Below are 23517 nucleotides of genomic sequence, written 5' to 3'. Positions count from 1 at the left end.
AAAACAAGCATTTTGCACTTCATCCTTGCCACTTCATAATTCATACTTCATAATTCATACTTCAGATGAGACAACAGATAGAGAATCGGTTTGACTACGTCAAAATTGGTATTGCCTCTCCAGAGCGGATTCGTGTCTGGGGAGAACGCACCCTTCCAAACGGTCAGGTGGTTGGTGAAGTCACAAAGCCGGAGACGATCAACTACCGAACCCTAAAACCAGAAATGGACGGGCTATTTTGTGAACGCATCTTCGGCCCTGCCAAGGACTGGGAATGCCACTGTGGGAAGTACAAGCGAGTACGTCATCGCGGGATAGTTTGCGAACGCTGCGGTGTGGAAGTAACTGAATCCCGCGTGCGGCGTCACCGCATGGGGTTTATTAAACTTGCCGCCCCCGTTGTCCATGTTTGGTATCTCAAGGGCATCCCCAGCTACCTGAGCATTTTGCTAGATATGCCTCTGCGGGATGTTGAGCAGATTGTTTACTTCAATGCCTATGTTGTTCTCAGTCCTGGCAATGCGGAGAACTTGAGCTACAAGCAACTGCTCAATGAAGACCAATGGCTGGAAATCGAAGAGCAACTTTATAGCGAAGATTCTGAGCTAACGGGGGTTGAAGTCGGCATTGGTGCAGAAGCACTGGCAAGACTTTTGCAAGATGTGGCTTTAGAATCGGAAGCCGAGCAACTGCGGGAAGAGATTGCCAATGCTAAAGGTCAAAAGCGGGCAAAGCTAATCAAGCGTCTGCGGGTGATTGACAACTTCATTGCTACTGGCTCCCAGCCGGATTGGATGGTGCTGAATGTCATCCCTGTGATTCCCCCAGATTTGCGCCCGATGGTGCAACTCGATGGCGGTCGCTTTGCCACCTCCGATCTCAATGACCTGTATCGCCGCGTCATCAACCGCAACAACCGACTGGCAAGGCTCCAGGAAATCCTCGCTCCAGAAATTATCGTCCGTAACGAGAAGCGAATGCTCCAAGAAGCGGTAGATGCCCTGATTGATAACGGACGCCGGGGTCGTACCGTTGTTGGTGCCAACAACCGACCGTTGAAATCTCTGTCGGACATCATTGAAGGGAAACAAGGTCGCTTCCGGCAAAACCTTCTGGGTAAGCGGGTTGACTACTCCGGACGAAGCGTAATTGTAGTGGGGCCCAATTTAAAAATTCACCAGTGCGGATTGCCTCGGGAAATGGCAATTGAGTTGTTCCAACCCTTTGTCATTCACCGCTTGATTCGCCAAGGACTGGTGAATAATATCAAAGCGGCTAAGAAGCTGATTCAGCGGGGTGACCCTAGTGTTTGGGAGGTCTTGGAGGAAGTAATTGCTGGACACCCCGTCCTGCTGAACCGTGCTCCAACGCTACACCGATTAGGAATTCAATCCTTTGAACCAATTCTGGTAGAAGGTCGAGCCATTCAGTTGCACCCTTTAGTGTGTCCAGCATTTAACGCTGACTTTGACGGTGACCAGATGGCAGTACATGTCCCTCTGTCTTTGGAGTCCCAGGCAGAAGCCCGGTTGCTGATGTTGGCATCGAACAATATCCTCTCGCCAGCAACGGGTCGCCCAATTATTACGCCTAGCCAGGATATGGTCTTAGGTTGCTACTACCTGACAGCAGATAACCCTGCGGCTCAAAATGGTGGCGATCGCTATTTCGGTGGTCTAGATGATGCTTTGAAAGCCTATGAGCAGAAGCAAGTCGGTTTGCATGCTTATGTCTGGGTGCGCTTTGATGGCAAGGTGGAAACCGAAGTTCCAGATAATGAACCAGTCTCTGTAGAACAGTTGAGTGACGGCACTGTTACCAAAATTTACCGAGAACGCCGCTTGCGAGAAACCGCCGATGGGGAGCTACTTTCTCAGTATGTCCGCACGACCCCAGGTCGGATCATTTATAACAAGACGATTCTGGAAGCATTAATGAGCTAGGTGGACTTGGACTCTTGAAGTCTGAAGGATGAAGTGAATTGTTGCTGAGTAGACTTCATTCTTCCGACTTTCTTTCCTCCCTTTCTAATCTGACAACTATAGAGACAAGCAGGAAAAAGATGGCAGATCAAAAAGAAATGACTTTTCATAACCGGGTTGTCGATAAGGGTCAGCTCAAGAAGTTAGTCTCCTGGGCTTATACGAACTACGGTAGTGCTCGTACGGCTCAGATGGCAGACTTGCTAAAAGAGTTGGGCTTTCGCTATGCGACCCTGGCGGGTGTCTCAATTAGTGTCGATGATTTGCTAGTGCCACCCGTAAAACGCCAGATGCTGGATGAGGCTGAAGCTCAGATTCTGGCAACAGAGACTCGTTATACGCGGGGAGAAATTACAGAAGTTGAACGCTTCCAAAAAGTAATTGATACTTGGAATAGCACATCAGAAGCGCTAAAAGATGAAGTAGTCCGTAACTTCAAAGCCACTGATCCCTTGAACTCAGTCTATATGATGGCTTTCTCTGGAGCAAGAGGTAACTTGTCTCAGGTGCGTCAGTTAGTGGGGATGCGAGGCTTGATGGCAGACCCGCAAGGGGAAATTATTGACTTGCCGATTAAGACCAATTTTCGGGAAGGATTGACAGTAACTGAGTACATTATCTCCTCTTACGGGGCGCGTAAAGGCTTGGTAGACACCGCGTTGAGAACGGCTGACTCTGGTTATCTCACCCGGCGTTTAGTGGATGTTTCCCAAGATGTGATTGTGCGGGAGGTAGATTGTGGTACTCCGCGTTACGTCACCGTGAGAGCCATGAAAGATGGCGATCGCGTTTTGATTCCCCTCAAAGACAGATTGCTGGGACGAGTCTTGGCAAGCGAAGTCCTTCACCCTGAAACCGGGGAAGTAATTGCCGAGAAGAACAAAGACATTTGCGATGACTTAGCAATCTTCATTGATCAGGCTGGCGTCCAAGACGTCAATGTGCGATCGCCCCTCACTTGTGAAGCCCAACGCTCAGTCTGTCAATACTGCTACGGCTGGAGTTTGGCTCACGGGCACATGGTCGATTTAGGTGAAGCTGTCGGGATCATCGCCGCTCAGTCGATTGGGGAACCGGGAACCCAGCTCACCATGCGGACATTCCACACAGGGGGTGTCTTCACCGGGGAAGTTGCACGGCAGGTGCAAGCTCCCTTTGATGGTGTTGTGCGCTTCTCCAAGCGCCTGCGGACTAGAGGCGTCCGGACTCGTCACGGGGAAGACCGCGAGCAAGTGGAAGTAGCAGGCGACATAGTCCTGACATCCACTAGCGGTAATAAACAATCCCAGACCTTTCCAGTTACTCCTGGTTCCCTGCTGATGGTTGCCGATGGCGAAGAAGTCAGCGCCCGTCAGCTTATGGCAGAAGTCGCCCTGGGTAAATCTCGCCTCTCCACAGAAAAAATTACCAAAGACGTTGCCTCTGACTTAGCAGGGGAAGTCCTCTTTGCTGACCTCGTTCAGGAAGAAAAAACCGACCGCCAAGGCAACACAACCCGAACAGCACAGCGAGGTGGTTTGCTCTGGATTCTATCCGGTGAAGTGTACAACTTACCGCCTGCTGCTGAACCTGTCGTTAAAAACGGGGATGCCGTCGAGGTGGGGAGTATCCTGGCAGAAACCAAGCTGGTAACAGCTAATGGTGGTGTTGTCCGTCTAACAGCCGGCAGGCGAGAAATCGAAATCATCACCGCCTCTGTGCAGCTAGACCAGGCAATCGTCCGGGTTGAAAGCAGCGGCGGACGTGAACAGTACGTCATTTACACCGGAAACAACCAGCGCTTCTCCCTAAAAGCCACTCCTAGTACCAAAGTCCAAAGCAGTCAGGTTGTCGCCGAACTGATTGATGACCGCTATCGCACATCAACCGGCGGGATCATCAAGTATGCTGGGGTCGAAGTTGCTAAACGGGGCAAGGCAAAACTAGGGTACGAAGTCACCAAAGGTGGCACCCTCTTGTGGATTCCTGAAGAATGCCACGAAGTCAACAAAGACATCTCTCTGCTCTTGGTAGAAGACGGTCAATACGTCGAAGCTGGAACTGAAGTTGTCAAAGATATCTTCTGCCAGAGTGGGGGGATTGTTGAAGTCGTACAGAAAAACGACATTCTGCGGGAAATTGTCATCAAGCCTGGAGAACTACATCTCGTCGATGAACCCCCAATCGAATTGGGCGGCGAAGGTCAAATCATTTATCCTGGCACAGAACCATTCCATGGACTAACGGTAGAAGAACTGCGCTATGGCGAGTTTGTCGAAACCCCAGAAGGGGCAGCCCTCTTGCTGCGACCTGTGGTTGAGTACGCTGTGCCCGATGAGCCAGATGTTCCTTCTCAAGCTTCGATTAATGAATCCGGCTTGACAGCGATTGAACTACGAGCAGTACAGCGTTTGCCCTTTAAGGATGGAGAGCGCGTTAAGTCTGTAGAAGGACAAGAGTTACTCCGGACTCAGCTTGTGCTGGAAATGGCTCAAGAAGGACAACACGGCGAACACACCGGTACACCTCAGCTGAGTGCTGACATTGAATTGGTTCCTACGGAAGAAGACCCTGAGGCAATGCGCCTCCAGCTTGTCATCCTAGAATCGCTAGTGATTCGTCGCGACACCGGAACTGACCCCTTAGGTGGTAATACCTCCACAAAGGTGTTAGTGGAAGATGGTGACGAGATTGCTCCAGGAGCCGTAGTTGCTCGCACCGAAATTCAGTGTAAGGAAGAAGGTGAAGTCCGAGGAATCAGAGAAGGTGCAGAAGCGATTCGTCGGATATTGGTGGTACGCGATGCCGACCGGGTAACGATCCCCATTACTGCGACACCTCAAGTCAAAGTTGGCAATTTAATCGTGGAAGAGGCAACCCTAGCCGACGGGACATCTGCCCCAGAGTCCGGTCAAGTTGTCAAAGTCACACCCGAAGCCGTTACCTTGCGGCGGGCACGTCCTTACCGGGTTTCTGCCGGAGCGGTGTTGCAAATTGAGAATGGCGATTTGGTGCAACGAGGAGACAACTTAGTGTTGCTGGTGTTTGAGCGTGCCAAAACAGGGGACATCATTCAGGGTCTACCGAGAATTGAAGAACTATTAGAGGGACGTAAACCCAAGGAAGCCTGTGTCTTAGCCAAACGTCCTGGTGAAACACAAGTGGTTTACGAGCAAGACGAAACCGTTGACGTCAAAGTGATTGAGGATGATGGTGTGGTTGCTGATTATCCGGTTGGTCCGGGGCAAAATGCCATGGTCTCCGATGGTCAGAAAGTACTAGCAGCAGAAGCCCTTACTGATGGACCTGCCAACCCCCATGAAATTTTGGAGATTTTCTTCAATTACTCCTTGGAACAAGGAAAAGGGGTGTACGAGTCAGCACTGGTTGGACTGCAACAAGCTCAGGCATTTTTGGTCAACGAGGTGCAGTCGGTGTATCAATCTCAGGGGATTGATATTTCTGACAAACACATTGAGGTGATTGTGCGACAAATGACCTCAAAAGTCCGGGTGGATGACGGTGGTGATACAACCATGCTCCCTGGAGAACTCGTTGAGTTGCGACAACTTGAAACGGTAAACGACGCGATGGCAATCACGGGCGGCGCACCTGCTCAATACACTCCCGTACTGCTAGGGATTACCAAAGCCTCGCTCAATACTGACAGCTTCATTTCAGCTGCATCCTTCCAGGAAACCACCCGTGTCCTAACGGAAGCCGCGATTGAAGGGAAGTCTGACTGGCTGCGAGGACTGAAGGAAAACGTGATCATTGGACGCCTGATTCCGGCAGGAACTGGCTACAACGCTTATGAAGAACCTGCCATTAGCACGATTGATACAGACTACACGAATGGCTCTGGGGCCTACTCCTACGAGCGCTTCGAGGGAGGGGACTTGGATCAAGATGACCCCTTAGATGTCGTCTTGGATGACCGGACAGCCCGTGCTTACAGCTTAGAGGAGCGGAACAACTTAATCAGTGGGGGTGGTAACTTCTCATCTGTAATCGATGACGAAGACTCGGATTTTAAAGATGACTTTGAAGGCGAGGAAGAATAAAGTCTGAGGTGTAAAAAATGAAGGATGAAAAGATTTTTCATCCTTCACTTCTGAGCTATTCAATAATCTCAGTTACGAAAAGTGCGGAGAGTGTCAACCTCTTTGTTCGGTTTGTAATTCTCCGGTGCGGACAGACAACGATGTTGTTTGATTACCGCGCCGGATTTTCATTTGGAGAACCTCACCGACGCCACTATTTTCAACAATTCGCTGCAACTGTTCGGGAGCAGTGACATCAGTTCCGTTAATTTGAATAATTACATCGCCTCGACGAACTCCAGCAGAGGCGGCGGGGCTGTCGGGAACAACCTGGGCAACAAGGACACCATTGACTTCTGGCACTGTAAAGGGTGAGTTGGGGTCACGGTTATTCTCTGCGGCAATTTGAGGTGTCAGGAGGAGCATCCGAATTCCCAGGAAAGGATGGATAACTTTTTCCCCACGTGCTAGGCGATTGGAAATCTCTTTGGCTTTGTTGATGGGAATCGCAAAGCCAATGCCCATGGCGTCAGGGCGAATAGCTGTATTGATGCCGATTACTTCGCCTTGCTGATTCAACAAAGGGCCGCCGGAGTTACCCGGATTGATGGCGGCATCGGTTTGAATGAAATCGAGGCGCTTGTCAGGAATGCCAACTTGAGCGCTGGAGCGTTGCAGGGTGCTGATAATCCCTAAGGTAACGGTGTTGTCGAAGCCGAGAGGATTACCAACGGCGATCGCCCAATCTCCAACTTGTACGCTGTCTGAATCTCCTAGAGGGGCAATAGGTAAATCGCCAGCATTAATTTTAACTACTGCTAAATCAGTAACTTCATCTGCTCCTTGGACTTTGCCTTCTAAGGTGCGTCCGTCCTTTAAGATGACAGTTACTCTATCGGCTTGATTCACCACATGAGCATTGGTGAGAATCAATCCGCTGTGGTCAAAAATAAACCCCGATCCTACGCCTCGTAATAGTCTCTCTTGGGGTGGGGTCTGCAATTGCTCGCCAAAGAAGCGCCGGAAGAAAGGGTCATCAAATAAAGGATCGATACGGCGCGTAACCGTGCGTTCCGTGTCAATCTGGACAACCGCATTGCCAACTCGATTGACTGCCGCTGTCACAAAGCTACCGCCCGTCGTGTCGGTAATCGGTGGTCTTTGGGCAAGTAGTGTAGACGGCTGTACTGGCCCTGCCTGAGATGGCAGCACTTGTATAAAACCAACCATTAGGACAAGTCCGAAAACGGTGGCAAGTAAGTAAGTAGGGAACCGGTTTAGGGAGTGAAAAACTTTTGTCAATCGCATAGTTTTAATTCTTGAGTTTCGACCGTATTTCAACAACAAAACTTCCTCAAAGAGGTGTAATTGTCGCTACAACTAGCCTGACAAATATTGTGACAGTTCTACACTGTCATTGTTTAAATTCAGTTACTGAGGACGTTGCTGCTACGATGTAGGTTTCTGTAGGGAAATATCATTCATCCTGCGCTGTCATTGTCGCGAAAAAGACCAGCCCCGCGAGTCTCCACTCTAAGCTACGATCAAAAATGCAGGATACTGACGCGTAATCGCAACTCTCATCTGGAGCTGACCCCATTGATTAATGAAACCTTTTCCATTTCTGGGAAAGACGAACATTCCCATATAGTGGATGGCGATCGCACCCACACGCAACATGCTCGTGGTGAGGGATCGTCAGCACATCGCCATGTTCACGACGAAGAATCTCTACGACGAATTGTGAATCGGCTGTCTCGGATTGAAGGACACATTCGAGGCGTGAAGACGATGGTGCAAGAGAGTCGTCCCTGTCCGGATGTGCTGGTGCAAATTGCGGCTGTACGGGGGGCACTCGATCGCGTGGCACGGATTATCTTAGATGAACATCTAACTCAATGTATTGGTCGTGCAGCGGAAGAAGGCAATATTGAGGTAGAAATTGAAGAGTTAAAAGCCGCGCTGGATCGATTTTTACCCTAGTCCTCGACCGTCGCACCGGAGACGGGGATTCCTCTGATTTTCAAGACGAGAACTTAGCGGTTGTTTATCGCTGCTGAAAGCCGGATGGAGAGGCGATCGCTCTTTTACCCCAACCGCATCACGACCGCAAAAGAGCGAAACCTCTCATGGCGCGATCGCTAAAAAAAAGCAAAAAAAAGGGAGAGACATTCCCTTTCTCCACCCTTCGTTCCTTGTCAATTTTTAATATTTAGATTTATTCGTTGGTTTTAGTTTCTGTACCAATTGCTCCCGGTGCGTTGACTTGTAATCGACTCAGTTGCTATTGATTGATTGCAAGAGCTAGCCTCGCCAAGCGACTGTATCCCAGTTTCAGCGAATAGAGCTAAACCCAAATTGAGGTTTTCGTTCTTGCCTGTCAGTGAGCGGTGGCTTTTGCCTGATTCCTTCATAAAATTTAACAGTTATTTTGAGATATTGCAACATTTATTCATATTTTTTGACTAACCTTGATTAAAAAGGATGCTATATATGGCTATCTCTACGCCTGATTGGCACAAAATCCCCTTGATCCCCGTCAAGTAAGTTCCTAATCACCCTCTTCCCCTGACCGATATCAGGGATTTACCCCATCAGGTAAAACTGCAGTTTATGCCAGCTCATATAGAGAAGACCTGCATTCGTTGCTATACTGCCCACTTCACGCCAATTCTTGGTACAAGTTACATCAGCGATCGCTCCTAGTTGTTTCCCGTGATACAAAAGCCCTTTGGCTTTTGTATCTCAGTTGTGGTCTGATAGTCACATCAGGGCAAACAATCTATGAGACTATAGCCGAGGGGAGTTCTCTATGGTTTGCCTCGGTTGGCGACTGAGCGTTCAAGTCATTCACAACCATAAGCCGCCTTACTTATTAATCCTCATCTATTTGCTCTGTGTCCCTGTTATCCATGCCATTGCATAACTCTTTGCGTCGGACTAAAATTGTTGCCACGATTGGCCCTGCCACCAGTCATCCAGATATTCTCAAAGCATTAATTGAAGCCGGGGCAACAACCTTGCGGCTCAATTTTTCCCACGGGACTCATGAAGATCATCAGCGCAGCATTCGCTTAATTCGTCAGACCGCGTTTGAACTCAATCAGCCAGTGGGGATTTTGCAAGACTTGCAGGGGCCAAAGATTCGGCTGGGGCGGTTTGAGACGGGTGCGATTATTCTCACAAAAGGCGATCGCTTCACACTTACCAGCCAACCTGTAGTCGGAACCCAAACCATTAGTTCCGTCACCTACGAACCTTTAGCTGATGAAGTCCCACCGGGAGCAATCATTCTCCTTGATGACGGCAAAGTCGAAATGCTCGTTGAGGAAGTAGACAAACAAAAACGCGAGTTGCGCTGTCGCGTCGTTGTGGGTGGCACCCTCTCCAACAACAAAGGTGTCAACTTCCCTGGTATTTACCTATCCATCAAGGCACTGACAGACAAAGACCGCCGGGATTTGATGTTTGGTCTAGACCAAGGCGTTGATTGGGTTGCTCTCAGCTTTGTTCGTAACCCCCAAGACATGCTGGAGATCAAGGAATTAATTGCCAGTGCTGGGAAGCAAGTACCCGTAATTGCCAAGATCGAAAAACACGAAGCAATCGAGCAGATGGAGGCAATTCTTTCCCTCTGCGATGGCGTCATGGTGGCAAGAGGCGACTTGGGGGTGGAATTACCCGCTGAAGATGTCCCTATCCTGCAAAAGCGACTTATTGCTACCTCCAATCGCCTGGGCATTCCTGTAATCACAGCAACTCAGATGCTCGATAGCATGGTGCACTCCCCACGACCGACTCGTGCGGAGATTTCTGACGTTGCCAATGCGATTCTAGATGGCACCGATGCCGTCATGCTCTCCAATGAAGCCGCTGTTGGAAAATACCCCGTTGAAGCTGTGGCGACAATGGCACGCATTGCCACCCGTATCGAGCAAGAACAACTTGTTCGCAATGTAGACGCCACTCGCTGCTCGATTCCGAACGCAATTTCTCAAGCAGTTGGTCAAATTGCCGAACAGCTAGATGCCGCAGCGATTATGACCCTGACGAAAACAGGGGCTACGGCGCGGAACGTTTCCAAGTTTAGACCTCGCATTCCGATTCTTGCCATCACCCCCCACGTAGACGTAGCCCGACAGCTACAACTCGTTTGGGGAGTCAAACCGCTGTTGGTCTTAGATTTACCCTCCACAGGTCAAACTTTCCAGGCGGCAATCAACGTCGCTCAGGAAAAGCAACTCCTAGCAGATGGGGATCTAGTCGTGATGTCCGCAGGTACACTGCAAGGTGTACCTGGCTCAACCGACCTAATTAAGGTAGAGGTCGTGTCTGCTGTGCTCGGTCAAGGAGTTGGCGTTGGTCAGGGATCAGTCAGCGGTCTAGCACGGGTGGCTCATAGTGCCAAGGAAATCACTACCTTCAATCCCGGTGAAATCTTAGTGGCATCTCAGACTAATGCTGAGTTTGTTGATGTGATTCGTAAGGCAGCAGGGATCATTACCGAGGAAGAAAGCTTGACCAGCCACGCGGCTATAATCGGTTTACGCCTAGGTGTACCCGTGATTGTGGGCGTGAAAAATGCCACAAATATTATTCGCGACGGCGCAATTTTGACCTTAGATACCCATCGCGGCTTAGTTTACTCTGGTGCAATTGCTGGGAATTCTAGCAGCAACGGAGCGTTAATGGTTTAGTCCAGAATCGGTATTAATTCCAGCTTCAGTTGTCATTTTGAACAACACACAGAGGAATGTATATCCCTACAGGCATAGCGGCGTTGACTACAAAGCTTGATGTTGCCCGTAGGGATTTTGCTGTTTGTGAGGTGTCCCTACAGGCTGTCTTATACCAATTTCATAAAATAGCGCTACAAATTGACCCCCCTAACCCGCCTTATTTATTTACCAATTGACCCCCCTAACCCCCCTTATTAAGAGGGGAAATACAAGTTTTTCTTTCGCCACTGGGATAGTACCTGTAGCAAACATTCAGGAAATTGGTATTAATACGCGCCGAGTTATCGCTACACCCAAAAAGTAGTTAACGGATTTACTCTTGATCGATAGAAAAATAGATAACCAAAAATTATAAATTGCTTAGTATCTCCTGATACTTATCATTTTGTATCTTTAAATATAAACTTATGTTAAAAATATAGTGAGCTAAAAACTCCTATCTATTAATCCCTAAAAGAATTCCTATTTAAGGAAGTAACTTTTATGTTTACTGAAAGCGGCACCCAGTCTCCTCACCATGTGGTCATTATCGGGGGTGGATTTGGCGGACTTTATGCCACAAAGGCATTAGGAAGCGCTCCTGTCAAAGTAACCCTGATCGACAAGCGGAACTTTCACTTATTTCAACCACTCCTCTACCAAGTGGCTACAGGTGGCTTATCTCCCGGTGATATTTCCTCCCCCCTACGAGCCGTTTTGAGTCGCAACAAAAACACAGAAGTGCTGATGGGGGAAGTAACTGATGTTGACCCAGAACAGAAAACAATTAAGCTGCGGGATAAATCCCTCAGCTACGATACGCTGATTGTCGCTACAGGAGTCAGTCACCACTACTTCGGCAACGACCAATGGTCAGAGCAAGCACCGGGATTGAAAACCGTTGAAGATGCCTTAGAAATGCGGCGGCGGATTTTTCTTGCCTTTGAAGCGGCAGAAAAAGAAACTGATCCCGAAAAGCGCCGTGCTTGGTTGACTTTTGTGATCGCTGGCGGTGGCCCTACCGGAGTGGAACTAGCAGGAGCATTGGCAGAACTGGCGTACAGCACCCTGAAACATGACTTCCGCAATATCGATACCTCGGAAGCGAGAATTCTATTGCTGGAAGGGATGGAGCGGATTTTGCCACCTTACCCGCCGGAATTATCAGCAAAAGCTCAAGCTTCGCTGGAGAAGTTGGGGGTAATGGTACAAACCAACACCCTAGTGACTAATATTGAGGGCGATCGCGTTACTGTACGTCGTGGCGACCAAACTGAAGAAATTCCCACCCAAACTGTTCTCTGGGCAGCCGGAATGAAAGCTTCAGGAATGGGTGCCGTACTACAAAACTGTGCGGGGGCAGAACTCGACCGCGCCGGACGAGTCATCGTGTCCCAAGACCTCAGCCTTGCCAACCATCCCAACATTTTTGTGATTGGGGACTTGGCAAACTTTCCGCACCAAGATGATAAACCCCTGCCAGGAGTTGCCCCGGTAGCGATGCAAGAAGGGCAATATGTCGCCAATTTAATCAAACGGCGGCTCCAAGGTCAGACCCTGAAGCCATTCCGCTACTTTAACTACGGCAGCTTGGCAGTAATTGGACGGCACGCCGCCGTTGTCGATTTTGGGATGGTGAAATTTTCCGGTTTCCTGGCTTGGCTGACCTGGATTTTCATCCACATCTACTTCCTGATTGAGTTTGATAATAAGCTGCTGGTGCTGATTCAGTGGGGTTGGAACTACTTCACCCGCAAACGCGGCGCACGCCTCATTACCGGAGCCGAGGCACTACCTGAGGTGGAAGTCGAGGTACCGGATACTTATCAAACAACAGTTAAGGTTTAGGAGAGACCGTCGCTACTAGCACTGCAATAAATCTTATTAGTACCAACTGAGGGTAAGATTTGTCTGACAAATTTCTCTGGAAGAAGGGGAAATTTTGGTAAAACAGCGATCGCCTGCATTAGTTTCTGCCTGTAACGGATCAAGCCGAGATTCACGCAAATCTCAGCTTGATTCCCATAATGTTCGGGCAGACTTCCTATTGCCGGTGAAGTATACTGCTCTATTGCCGACAGGCTGATCCGTCTGGAGGGCAAAAGTTTGTATTTTTCAGATTTTGCACTATCCCCCTAACCCCCGATAAAGTAGGGGAGATCAGCAGGGGGTAAACAATGATTGAGAACATCACAAAATGTGAACATTTCCGACTGTAATGGCGGGAAAGACAAGACTACAGCATTCTTAAAGCATCAGTGCCATCTCAAAATCCATCTCAGGTATGGGCGTAACTGCTAGATTGGTATTAAAACTTTTGTGCAAACCCTTCAACTCAGCTCTCTATTACTCTTAACTCCCCTAGGGAAGAGGGTAGCCTGCTTAGTTGTAGCTGAAGCGATGCACCCCATTTAGTCAGACATGACGCAAAGCGACTCCATCCAAGTCGTTTGAAGTTGCCTTACTCCTCACACCTATGAGCAATTTTCCAGACTTGTCTAGTCACGGTTTCAAGGTTGTCAAAGAATTAGGACACAATCGCGTCGGTGGGAGAGTAACTTATCTTGCCCTTAACCGTGTCAATCGGCAGCCCATTGTTATCAAGCAGTTTCAGTTTGCTAAAGGCAACGCAACTTGGTCAGGCTACGATGCCTATGAACAGGAAATTCACATCCTACAAGGGCTAAATCATCCTGGTATTCCCCGTTACCTCCAGTCATTTCAGACGGCGGATGGCTTTTGTATGGTGCAGGAGTACAAAAAGGCTCCTAATCTTGCCGTACCCCGCAGTTTTGACGCGGATGAAATTAAGCAAATTGCGATCGCTCTTTTAGAAATCCTGATTTACCTGCAAAACCGCATACCTTCCGTCAGCCATCGCGACCTGAAACCGGAAAACATTCTCGTTGATGAAAACATCAATGTTTTCCTGGTGGACTTTGGGATGGCGCGTTTAGGGGAAGGGGAAGTGGCAATGAGTAGTGTTGCCAAAGGGACATTAGGCTTTATTGCCCCCGAACAACTGTTTAACCGCCAGATTACCGAAGCCTCAGACCTCTACGGCTTAGGCGTCACCTTAATTTGCTTGCTCACCGGGACAAAATCTGCCGAGATTAGCGAGTTAATCGACGACGACTACCGAATTAACTTCAAGCACCTAGTACCCAAACTCAGTTTGCGGATGCTGGACTGGTTGGAAAAGATGGTGGAACTCAAGCCCAAAGACCGTTTCCCCAATGCCGCCGCTGCCTTGGAAGCTCTCAGGGCAATTTATGTGATCCGCGTTCCGGAAGTGCGGCTGAGTCAACCGAGTTTGGAGTTTGTGGCTGAGAAGCTGGGGGAAAGGTTAACGCAGGTTGTCATGATTAACAACCCCGTGCCGGATACAGTGCTGGAAGGTCACTTTGAAGTCGCCCCCCATCTAAGCGATCCTCCTCATACCCCCGATTTCCATACCTGGATTGCCTTTGGACAACCCAAATTTGCCGAAAATCAAGTATTGTGTCCGATTACGATCGACACGGGTAAGCTGATGGCGGGGCGAGTTTACGAGCGAGAAGTCCTGGTTCATACCAACTCTCAACCCGCAACGCAGGTCGTAAAAGTCAAGCTCCAAACGGCTCCCATTCCCGTTGCTTTGAAAAAGTTACCTTTACTTTCCCTGGGTTTGCTCGTCTGCTTTGCGGCAGCAGCGACCTGGGTTGAGACAACAGCTTGGGCAGGAATTATTAATAAAAGTGGGTCGATGGGAGTGGCGATCGCGGTTTTTGTGACTGGCTTTGTGGCGATGTTTGGCTTGGCAGCCGCCGTAACCTCAGGAATGATCTCGAAGTTAGTTGCGAAAGTGCGATCGCGGTTTGGAATTGCCCTCAAGACCCTTGATGCGGCGATCGTTGCCTTTTTTGCTGGGGCGGCTGCCCTATTTGTGGCTGCCTTTGGGGCACAGTTTCGCGCCCCCGATGCGGCGATCGCTGCCTTTGCCGCCGTAGATGCGGTGGTATTTATGGCAGTCTTTGAAGGGGAAAACATTACCAAAAGCTGTCTCGACCGAGGCTTTAGTAAACGTTTGGCATTGGGGGTGTCGTTACTAGCCGCAGGTTTGGGGATTAGTTTGGGGGTTGGCTTCAAGTTGGGGTTTTCTCATCCGGCAGTCACGGCTGCTGTTTTAGGAACTAGTTTTCCCCTCACCTTGATGATTCTGTATCCACCTTTGGCGCGGGCAAAACGAATTTCCAATTACCGCCGCTCCCAAGATCATTTGATTAAGCCTTAGTTCAGTTGTTCTTAGGTAGCGATCGCGACCTAGTTTTTGTAAATTTATTGACTTTCATGCCCCATACCTATGACCTACGCCTTGTCGGACTGTCGATCATCATTGCTGTCTTTGCCTCTTACACGGCAATTAATCTAGCTGAACGAGTGACAGCCTCAGAAGAGCGCAGTCGCGATCTGTGGTTAATGGGTGGCGCAAGCGCTATGGGAATGGGCATTTGGGCAATGCACTTTGTCGGCATGTTAGCCTTTTGCCTGCCAATCCCGATCGCCTATAACTTGCCGATTGTCTTGGTTTCCCTACTAACAGCAATTGTTGGCTCTTTGATTGCTCTATTTTGGGTAAGCCGCCCCACCCTAAATCTGCTTCAGCTAATCTCTGGTAGCGTCTTCATGGGAGGGGCGATCGCCTCGATGCATTACACGGCGATGGCAGCGATGCAAGTAAGAGCGATCGTCGAGTACCACCTCCTTGGCGTTACCTTATCCATACTCATTGCCATTGGCGTGTCGGGAGTAGGATTGTGGCTTATCTTTCAGCTTCGGGAAGAAGTGTCAAAGTTGAGCAACTGGCGACAGTTTGGCGGTGCAACGATCATGGGTTTAGCCATTCCGATCATGCACTACACGGCAATGGCAGCCGTTACCTTCATCCCCGGAGACACTCCTCCCCCTCAATCCCGCTACTCCCTCGACACTCCTTTGCTGGCAACCGCGATTGGGGTAGTGACGCTGTTGATTCTAGCAATGGTAATGTTAGTGGTTGTTGTCTCTCAACACATTGCCCACAAAAACGCCAAAGCCGCCGAAGCCGCGATCGCCCAAAAACAAAAACTAGAGCAAACTCTCCAGCATCTGCAAGGAACCCAAGCACAACTGATTCAAGCGGAGAAAATGTCCGCTTTAGGTCAGCTTATCGCTGAAATTGCCCATGAAATTAACAATCCCATCACCTTTGTTCACGGCAACCTTGACTATGTCGATGAATATACTCAAGCTATCCTAAAGCTCTTACATCTTTATCAACAGCAGCTTACCAATCCAAGCCCAGAAATAGCATCAGTCGCTGAGGAAATTGAGCTGGACTTTATCAAACAAGATTTACCGAAGCTGTTATCTTCAATGCAGGTTGGGTTAAAACGCATCCAGCAGCTTGTTTTTTCCTTGAAAAACTTTTCCCGTTTGGATGAAGCAAAAGTGAAGCCCGTTAATATCCAAGAAGGGATTGATAGCTCCTTGCTCATCCTGCAACATCGATTCAAACCTAAGGGGAAATTTCCGGGTATTGAAGTGATTAAGAAGTACAGCGAACTTCCCTTGGTGGAATGTTACCCCGAACAACTCAACCAGGTATTTTTGAACCTGATTGGTAATGCGATTGATGCCTTAGAGACTAGGGAAGAAGGGCGTGCGGAAGAGGAAAATCAGCTCATAATCGAGACGAAACTGCTAGATAGCGATCGCGAAGATCCTTCAAAGCCAGCTTGCGTACTAATTAGTATTGCTGATAACGGTACGGGAATGACCGAAAACGTTAAAAGACGGCTATTTGAACCGTTTTTTACCACTAAACCCGCTGGCAAAGGAACTGGATTAGGTTTATCTATTAGCTATCAAATCATCGTTGAAAGACACGGCGGTGAGTTGCAATGTCATTCAGAACCAGGAAAGGGAACAGAGTTTTTTATAAAAATTCCCCTAGGTCAGCCCGAGTCAGAGCCAGCGGCTATCGTCCCTGCTGAACGAAAATTAGTAGAGACGTAGCAGGCTAAGTCTCTAGATGGTAAAAATTTCAGATTTAATGCAGATGGAGAAACATAATTCTGACTCACCGTCAACCAATTCTCCGCCATTGAGCAAACCGACTGATGAGGTGACAACTCAGTCGGTCAATGATTCCTGGAGAAACCGCATTACCGGGGTCTGGAGCAATGCGACAGGACGCTTGACGAAACTCCTCCCTGTCGAGCAAGTAGCACAGACGGCGGTGGGATGGTTTAGCGTCAGCGATGAGCAAGTTGCAGAGATTTTGGAGACGGTGCGAGCCGAACTCCCCACCACGGAAGCGCTTCTGATTGGGAAACCTCAAGCTGGGAAAAGTTCGATTGTGCGGGGACTTACCGGGGTTTCTGCGGAAATTGTTGGTCAGGGATTTCGTCCCCACACGCAACACACTGAGCGCTATGCCTATCCGTCTAGCGACCTGCCGTTGCTCATTTTTACGGATACGGTGGGGCTGGGGGATGTAAACCAAGATACTCAGGCGATCATTGAGGAACTAGTTGATGATTTGCAAGAGGAAACTCGCTGCGCCAAAATCTTGATTCTGACGGTCAAGATTAATGATTTTGCCACTGACACGTTACGCCAAATTGCCGCTCAGTTGCGCTCTTCATCTCCAGATATTCCCTGTCTGCTAGTAGTTACCTGTTTGCATGAGGTGTATCCTTCCGGTACCGCCGATCATCCTGCCTATCCCCCCGACTATCAGGAAATCAACCGCGCCTTTGCTGCACTTCAGCAAGCCTTTGCCAAAGTATGCGATCGCTCCGTACTGATTGATTTCACCCTAGAAGAAGACGGCTACACTCCAGTATTTTATGGCTTAGAGGCGCTATCAAATTCTTTGGCAGAACTGCTCCCTGAGGCGGAAGCCCAAGCGATTTATCAGCTCTTGGATCGGGGAGAAACTGGTGAGCAAATTGGCAACCTCTACCGGGATGTGGGACGCCGTTACATTTTGCCCTTTTCGATCATGGCAGCCACCCTCGCGGCGGTTCCCCTGCCCCTTGCCACTATGCCTGTGCTGACGGCTTTGCAAGTCTCGATGGTGGGGTTGCTGGGAAAATTGTACGGACAGACGCTGACGCGATCGCAAGCCGGGGGTGTGGTCAGCGCTATTGCCGGGGGATTCCTCGCCCAAGCAATCGGACGGGAGTTGGTTAAATTTATCCCCGGCTTTGGAAGTGTGATTGCCGCATCCTGGGCGGCATCTTATACCTGGTCACTAGGGGAAGGAGCCTGCGTTTACTTTGGTGACTTAATGGGCGGGAAGAAACCCGATCCCAAAAAGATTCAGTCGGTGATGCAAGAATCCTTTAAGACAGCGCAAGAGCGGTTTAAGCACATCAAACGTTAGCAATTAATTAGTAGTGCGATTAGATACAGAACAACTAGCGATCGCATTCAATTCTTGAGTCACCTACTTGTTAATACCAGTTCTGCAAAAAAGTGGATCGATATCCTCGATCCACCATCCACAGCAATTAGTACGCAGGGTAACCCACAGTCAGTTTTTAGTTACGCCAGTTTAACCAACTTGGCGCTCAACTCCCACATGAGATCGCCCTTTTCATCATCGCGGGCTTGGGGAGAAACCTTTTGAACAAAGGACTTGCCATCTTTCTTCTGGCGATTGCCCCAACTCCAGTAGGCACCGGATTGCTTGTACTCAGGATCGGCAACTACCGCCGCCACACGCTCGCCTGACAACTCCTGAGACACGTATCCTCCGGTGATGTTTTTCTGAAACCAGGGGAAGATTTTCTGAAACAGAGGATAGTGGTTTCTAAATAGCGGCGTGTCTGCAACACATCCTGGGTAAAGAGAACTGAAAGTAATACCCGTTGACTGATGATATCGCCGATGCAGTTCCCGCATGGTCAGCACGTTGCAGACTTTGCTGTCTTTGTACGCCTTGACGGGTTCAAAATCCTTGCCGTCAATCATCGAGATTGGCTCCTTAAAGCCCTCTGCAAAACCAGCCAGATTGCCCAAGTCCGGACGCGGCGGAATCTTCCCACCCAGCTCGTCCGGGTTGTGCGTCACCGTTCCCAAAATCACTAACTTTGGCTCCGAAGAGGGCGCTTTTTTTAGATCCTCAAGCATGAGGTTAGACAAGAGGAAATGACCGAGGTGATTGGTGGTGACTGTCAACTCATAGCCTTCTGGGCTTCGCAGTGGCTCCTTTAACAAAGGCATATATATGGCGGCGTTGCACACCAAAGCATCCAGGGACATACCTCTTGCCCTAAAGATGCTCACAAACTGGCGAACGCTCTCCAAGGAGCCTAGATCAATATGCATAAGGGTGTAGCTGTCCTGCGGTATGCCTACCGTTTGAGCCGCTTTTTGGGCTTTATCTAAATCCCGACAAGCCATTACTATGTGCCATCCCCTTTTGGCAAAGGCTTTCGCGGCGTACAAACCGACCCCTGAAGAGGCACCTGTGATGACAACCGTTGGCTTCTGCTGAGGTTCCATTCTGTTCCGACTCTATTAACCGTGTTGACTTTACTTTAAAATCTTAAGTCACTCTCAGCTAGACCGTAGTTTTACCGCATCCTATGTTGGGCTTTTTGGCAAAGAAGCTTCAGCGCGAAAACCTGAGGCAATTTCGTCCATCTGCTTTGGCGGCATACAAGGCTTTATCTGCCAGTTGCAATAAGTCATCGCTTGTTTCACCATCATCGGGGAACATTGCCAAACCCACCGAAACCGTAGCAAATATTTCCTGTTCTCCAGATTCCACACCCAAGACTTGAAAGGATAAGCGTATTTGCTCGGCACATTGACACGCCTGCTCCCACGGCATATTTGGCAAAGCTAATACAAATTCTTCACCGCCATATCGACAGGCCATATCGCTAAATCGGGTGTGACGGCGAAGCACGTTTCCAAATACCTTCAATACGCGATCGCCACCCTGATGACCAAAGGTGTCGTTGATTTTCTTGAAGTAATCGATATCCATCAAAATAATTGCCAGCGGATACTTCCCCTGTGCTGCCCGCGCCAGTTCTTTGGGAAGCGTCTCTTCAAAGTAACGGCGATTGAATAAGCCCGTAAGCCCATCGCGAATTGCCTGTTCCCGTAGCTTGACTTGCAGCGCCTCAATTTCCAGTAGCTGAGTTTGCAACCGTTCGTTGGCACTGCGGAGTTTAGTTTCCGCCAGATAACGTTGAGTGATGTCGCGCAAAACCACCAGTCGTCCCGTTAAACCTCCGAGGCGATCGCGCAACGGTGAAATCCGCAACTCCACATAGCGAGGATCAACCCAATCCATCAAAATCTCTGTCTCGAAATCTTCGTTGTCATAGCAAAGCCTAACGATCTCAGGCCATCTTGCTAGAACTTCATCGACATACTGCCCGACGCATACCCCTGTCGTTCCGATGAGACGTTTTGCCGCCGGGTTGATATCGACGATGCGGTTGTGCACATCTAGAACGAATACGCTGTCACTCATGCTTTCGACTAACGTGTCACGCGCCACCGGAATCAGGTCAAACAGGCGGAAGCGAAAGAGGCTGGCAGAAAAAAACAGCCCCGTCACCATAAAACACATGGGAGTGATGTTCAGACCAGGAGGGGTGAGAGCCAGCATGTAGGCGCTGCTGCCTAGCAAGGGAATAAGGGCACCCACTAACACCGTTCTGGACTGACGGCGATACAAGGCAGAAGGTCGCAAAGCCGCCTTAGCCAGGAGTAATGTGCTTGTAAGCGTGTAGACATAAACCCATGCCATCACCCAAAAGAAACCAAGACCATGGTGGTAGATGAGGACATTGCTTCCCCTAGAACCGGGCGAGAAGCCAGTCCAGACGAGGTTGTGCCATTCGTTCGTTGCCGCCAGAGCCATATTAAAAATAGGAATGACCCATAGCCATGCCCTTTTCCGAGGTTTCAGCCACTCCTTCTGGCGCGTGAATTGGATGGCAAATATTAGGAAAAGCGTCATCAGACTGCCGGAACCGACATACTCTAGCTTCGACCAGAAAACTTTATCAGGAATAGCGATCGCAGCTGACTCTAAGGCAGCAACGGCAGCATATCCAGTCGCCGCGATCATCATCCAGGCAAAGGTTGTGCTGGCAGGGGTGGAGCGACGCCGCCATACGACGAAGGCAATGGTGGCTGAAAGGATGACAGTAATGCTAAGAATGGCAAAATAGGGATTGTATTGGAAACGCATGAGCGTGAAGCGCTCAATTATAGAAATTAACCGCTATAAGTAGTTAATTACGGCTCATTCGTCATCTTATCCGCACTCAGGGTTCAGTGCTCAAAATTTGAGAATTCTATTGGCACATCATCAGAGTGATATTGCAGCTTCAATTGAGCGATTACTGGGAGAATAGTTCAGCTGCAGCCAAGTTACACTATTGAGCGATCGCTTTGTAGAATAACAGGTAAAAGCGGTGTGACTAGCTGCCTCAAACGTAAAAAATGGTACAAACACCCACCAAAGTCCCGACACTGGAAGAGTTTCTGAAACTTCCGGAAACTGAACCGGCTAGTGAATACATTGACGGACGGATTATTCAATCGCCAATGCCTCAAGGAGAACACAGTGCAATTCAGACTGAGTTGGCAGCCGCAATCAATGTAATACTCAAGCTACAGCGGATTGCACGAGCTTTTTCAGAGCTTCGCTGTACTTTTGGCGGGCGCTCAATCGTACCTGACATTTCTGTATTTACGTGGAAACGAATTCCGCGTAAGGAAAATGGTGGGGTTGCGAATATTTTCTCGACTGCGCCAGACTGGACAATTGAAATTCTCTCCCCTGACCAAAGCCAGACGAAAGTAACAAAAAATATTCTGCACTGTCTGAAGTCTGGGACTCAGATGGGGTGGTTAATTGATCCAGAGGAACAATCAGTGTTCGTCTATTTGCCAGATCGACCAACAGAAGTTTTTGATGAACCAGAAGCGTGTTTGCCAGTACCAGAATTTGCCAAGGATTTCCGTGTCACTTTGGGAGATTTGTTTGGTTGGCTACTGGAATAAGCGATCGCTGCTGGCTTTTTGGTACGAGCGATCGCATTTTGCTTCTTGATACAGGCTGTCGGACGGAAGTTAATCAAATTCTTGCCTGGTGAAGGGAAGTGCGATCGCCGCTTCCTGAATTAAGATGGGCAGTTAATTTGCAAGTCCTCTATAGTAGATGACCTGAGGTGATGCCGTACTCTCTCGATTACTGATGCGTTGAGTGGATTAGAAATAGCACTGCCATTGTATTTGAAGCAGATAGTCACAGCTACTTCTGAACGACGGTTCACTACACCTGCTGCTATCATGCGACTGAAATCCTCATTCCTGACCCAAATTTCATAATCAGATCCGAACTCAGACACCAATTGCTCAAAATAATCTCTGAAGAGTCTTTCTTCAGATGAAAGGATACTCGGTTCATACAGACGATCAACCATAAATGGAGCAGATATCCTTTTCACAAACTTTCTCAGACTGAACTTTTCTAAGATGTCGTTGAATCTGTTGATTCACTACAATCGCCCATTACCCTAAGCTTAAACCATTAGAGCTATCTTTATCATTTGGCTGGTTCAAATGAAAACAGATCTTCTGCCTTTGCCACAATTTTTGACCCAATCCCAGGTATCTGTCCTAACGCTTTCGGAGTTAGTGTACTGTGCTTTACTCTGAGCTTAACGATCTCCTTAGCAACAGCTCGACTGACGCCTAAAAAGCTTTCCAGCTCATCAAGTGTTGCTACGTGTATGTTCAGAGGCTTTTCCAACTTTGCTTCCCCTGGCTTTAGATAGTCAAGAATATCTGCGAGCATGAGATATGTGTGAAAGACTGTTTTGACTGCTTCTAATTTTCTAAGAGCAGCATGAACGCCTTTATTCGTGAGTTTATGGATATTTTCTAGATAACTACCGAGGAGATCAATGTGAGCCTTTGCAAGCTTTCTATTTGATTCACTTTCTATTGCTTTGTCCATAAAAACCCATAGTCGGTTGATATACTGAGCTTGCCCTAACTTACGACCGTTGTTCGTCTCTTGAGTAGGAGGAAACAATTCGTCAGCAATCCCCTCTATCAGGCGTCTACAGGTTGTCAAGGCGTGTGACCATTCTTCTGGATTCTCACTGGAGACAGATTTGAATGCGACCATCAACTTCTCAGCTAACTCAGGATTCAAATCCAGAAGTTTATCATCAACCTCCTCTCGGAGATAATCGAAAGTACTTCGTGGTGTCTCGGAAAATGCCAACTTGTTAAATAAGTTAGTTGCTTTATCGTGCGCTGCTCTACGCACGTAGCTAATACGGCGCGATAAATTAGACTTATAGAATTGACCGTCATTATTTCTCTTTGTCCTAACGAGATCAGCGTATTTCTCTTCTATAAAATCAATGCCTGCTAGCCCACCTCCTGCTTCATCAATCAGGAAGGTGACATCGTCAGCTTTTATACCTAATTCCTCTAATCTCTTTAGTCTATTTACTCCTTCAGTAATACGTTCTTCATTCTTTTTACCCTTACTTTCCTCAGATGCAACTAAAGCATCAATGTAATCTATGAATGGGGAAGCATAATCTACTTTACCAAGCTGTATGTCGCACCATTTAGAAATATTTTCTTCACCTATAATTCGCGCCACTCTCAATAACTTCTGTATTCCTGAAAGGACACTTCCCTTCGGAGCTTCCAACTCGTCCAGTGCTTCTTTAAGTAACTTGAGAGCTTCTTCCTTGAGATTAACCATAGAAA

Annotated in this window: 13 protein-coding genes; 9 read left to right on the top strand and 4 right to left on the bottom strand. The window is 48.6% G+C overall.

All coding sequences use genetic code 11. The features are described from left to right. Window positions 1-65 precede the first annotated feature (65 nt). Both AC5JR3_RS18520 and AC5JR3_RS18515 read left to right on the top strand, forming a co-directional pair. On the top strand, window positions 66-1943 hold the full coding sequence (locus AC5JR3_RS18520; protein ID WP_495848029.1) for a DNA-directed RNA polymerase subunit gamma: 1878 nt from the start codon (window positions 66-68) through the stop codon (window positions 1941-1943). Window positions 1944-2062: 119 nt separating this feature from the next. Continuing rightward, a complete protein-coding gene (locus AC5JR3_RS18515; RefSeq protein ID WP_495848028.1) occupies window positions 2063-6025 on the top strand; it encodes a DNA-directed RNA polymerase subunit beta' in 3963 nt (1320 codons plus the stop codon). A 93-nt stretch (window positions 6026-6118) separates the two neighbouring features. Here the strand turns inward: AC5JR3_RS18515 and AC5JR3_RS18510 are convergent, their stop codons facing one another. Further along, window positions 6119-7312, bottom strand: a complete 1194-nt coding sequence (locus AC5JR3_RS18510) for an HhoA/HhoB/HtrA family serine endopeptidase (protein ID WP_495848027.1) — start codon at window positions 7310-7312, stop codon at window positions 6119-6121. 291 nt (window positions 7313-7603) lie between these two features. Between AC5JR3_RS18510 and AC5JR3_RS18505 the strand changes: the two genes are divergently transcribed. The 6 genes from AC5JR3_RS18505 to AC5JR3_RS18480 all read left to right on the top strand — a co-directional run bounded on the left by AC5JR3_RS18505 (window position 7604) and on the right by AC5JR3_RS18480 (window position 18133). Next, window positions 7604-7987 (top strand): metal-sensing transcriptional repressor, encoded by a 384-nt coding sequence (locus AC5JR3_RS18505; protein WP_495848026.1) that lies wholly within the window; start codon window positions 7604-7606, stop codon window positions 7985-7987. A gap of 929 nt (window positions 7988-8916) precedes the next feature. Beyond that, entirely contained in the window at window positions 8917-10701 is a 1785-nt protein-coding gene (pyk, locus tag AC5JR3_RS18500; RefSeq protein WP_495848025.1) for a pyruvate kinase, read from the top strand. Window positions 10702-11226: 525 nt separating this feature from the next. After that, window positions 11227-12570 (top strand): NAD(P)/FAD-dependent oxidoreductase, encoded by a 1344-nt coding sequence (locus AC5JR3_RS18495; protein ID WP_495848024.1) that lies wholly within the window; start codon window positions 11227-11229, stop codon window positions 12568-12570. A gap of 628 nt (window positions 12571-13198) precedes the next feature. Then, a complete protein-coding gene (locus AC5JR3_RS18490) occupies window positions 13199-14995 on the top strand; it encodes a serine/threonine protein kinase (RefSeq protein ID WP_495848023.1) in 1797 nt (598 codons plus the stop codon). A gap of 56 nt (window positions 14996-15051) precedes the next feature. Further along, the gene (locus AC5JR3_RS18485) at window positions 15052-16758 is read left to right on the top strand and encodes an MHYT domain-containing protein (RefSeq protein WP_495848022.1); all 1707 of its coding nucleotides are present in this window, start codon (window positions 15052-15054) and stop codon (window positions 16756-16758) included. Window positions 16759-16774: 16 nt separating this feature from the next. Then, on the top strand, window positions 16775-18133 hold the full coding sequence (locus AC5JR3_RS18480; RefSeq protein WP_495848021.1) for a YcjF family protein: 1359 nt from the start codon (window positions 16775-16777) through the stop codon (window positions 18131-18133). A 161-nt stretch (window positions 18134-18294) separates the two neighbouring features. Here AC5JR3_RS18480 and AC5JR3_RS18475 read toward each other — a convergent pair whose 3' ends face one another. Continuing rightward, the gene (locus tag AC5JR3_RS18475; RefSeq protein ID WP_495848020.1) at window positions 18295-19257 is read right to left on the bottom strand and encodes a protochlorophyllide reductase; all 963 of its coding nucleotides are present in this window, start codon (window positions 19255-19257) and stop codon (window positions 18295-18297) included. A 109-nt stretch (window positions 19258-19366) separates the two neighbouring features. After that, window positions 19367-20968, bottom strand: coding sequence for a histidine kinase N-terminal 7TM domain-containing diguanylate cyclase (locus AC5JR3_RS18470; RefSeq protein WP_495848019.1), 1602 nt, complete (start codon window positions 20966-20968; stop codon window positions 19367-19369). A gap of 254 nt (window positions 20969-21222) precedes the next feature. Between AC5JR3_RS18470 and AC5JR3_RS18465 the strand changes: the two genes are divergently transcribed. After that, window positions 21223-21786 carry a Uma2 family endonuclease gene (locus AC5JR3_RS18465; protein ID WP_495848018.1) on the top strand — a complete coding sequence of 188 codons (564 nt, stop codon included), beginning with the start codon at window positions 21223-21225 and terminating at the stop codon, window positions 21784-21786. Between the two features lie 544 nt (window positions 21787-22330). On the opposite strand, the gene AC5JR3_RS18460 is transcribed toward AC5JR3_RS18465, so the two are convergent. Continuing rightward, on the bottom strand, window positions 22331-23512 hold the full coding sequence (locus tag AC5JR3_RS18460; RefSeq protein WP_495848017.1) for a ComEA family DNA-binding protein: 1182 nt from the start codon (window positions 23510-23512) through the stop codon (window positions 22331-22333). Between the last annotated feature and the right edge of the window lie 5 nt (window positions 23513-23517).

The organism is Kastovskya adunca, from assembly GCF_059505785.1.
Note: the sequence above shows the minus strand (reverse complement) of the source record. Positions and strands in the feature narration are given on the sequence as shown.

Excerpts from the sequence above, each read along its gene's own strand:
- AC5JR3_RS18520 (WP_495848029.1), top strand. The coding sequence starts at position 66 with ATGAGACAACAGATAGAGAATCGGTTTGACTACGTCAAAATTGGTATT.
- AC5JR3_RS18480 (WP_495848021.1), top strand. The coding sequence starts at position 16,775 with ATGGTAAAAATTTCAGATTTAATGCAGATGGAGAAACATAATTCTGAC.
- AC5JR3_RS18495 (WP_495848024.1), top strand. The coding sequence starts at position 11,227 with ATGTTTACTGAAAGCGGCACCCAGTCTCCTCACCATGTGGTCATTATC.
- AC5JR3_RS18470 (WP_495848019.1), bottom strand. The coding sequence starts at position 20,968 with ATGCGTTTCCAATACAATCCCTATTTTGCCATTCTTAGCATTACTGTC.
- AC5JR3_RS18490 (WP_495848023.1), top strand. The coding sequence starts at position 13,199 with ATGAGCAATTTTCCAGACTTGTCTAGTCACGGTTTCAAGGTTGTCAAA.
- AC5JR3_RS18460 (WP_495848017.1), bottom strand. The coding sequence starts at position 23,512 with ATGGTTAATCTCAAGGAAGAAGCTCTCAAGTTACTTAAAGAAGCACTG.
- AC5JR3_RS18475 (WP_495848020.1), bottom strand. The coding sequence starts at position 19,257 with ATGGAACCTCAGCAGAAGCCAACGGTTGTCATCACAGGTGCCTCTTCA.
- AC5JR3_RS18515 (WP_495848028.1), top strand. The coding sequence starts at position 2,063 with ATGGCAGATCAAAAAGAAATGACTTTTCATAACCGGGTTGTCGATAAG.
- AC5JR3_RS18485 (WP_495848022.1), top strand. The coding sequence starts at position 15,052 with ATGCCCCATACCTATGACCTACGCCTTGTCGGACTGTCGATCATCATT.
- AC5JR3_RS18465 (WP_495848018.1), top strand. The coding sequence starts at position 21,223 with ATGGTACAAACACCCACCAAAGTCCCGACACTGGAAGAGTTTCTGAAA.
- AC5JR3_RS18510 (WP_495848027.1), bottom strand. The coding sequence starts at position 7,312 with ATGCGATTGACAAAAGTTTTTCACTCCCTAAACCGGTTCCCTACTTAC.
- pyk (WP_495848025.1), top strand. The coding sequence starts at position 8,917 with ATGCCATTGCATAACTCTTTGCGTCGGACTAAAATTGTTGCCACGATT.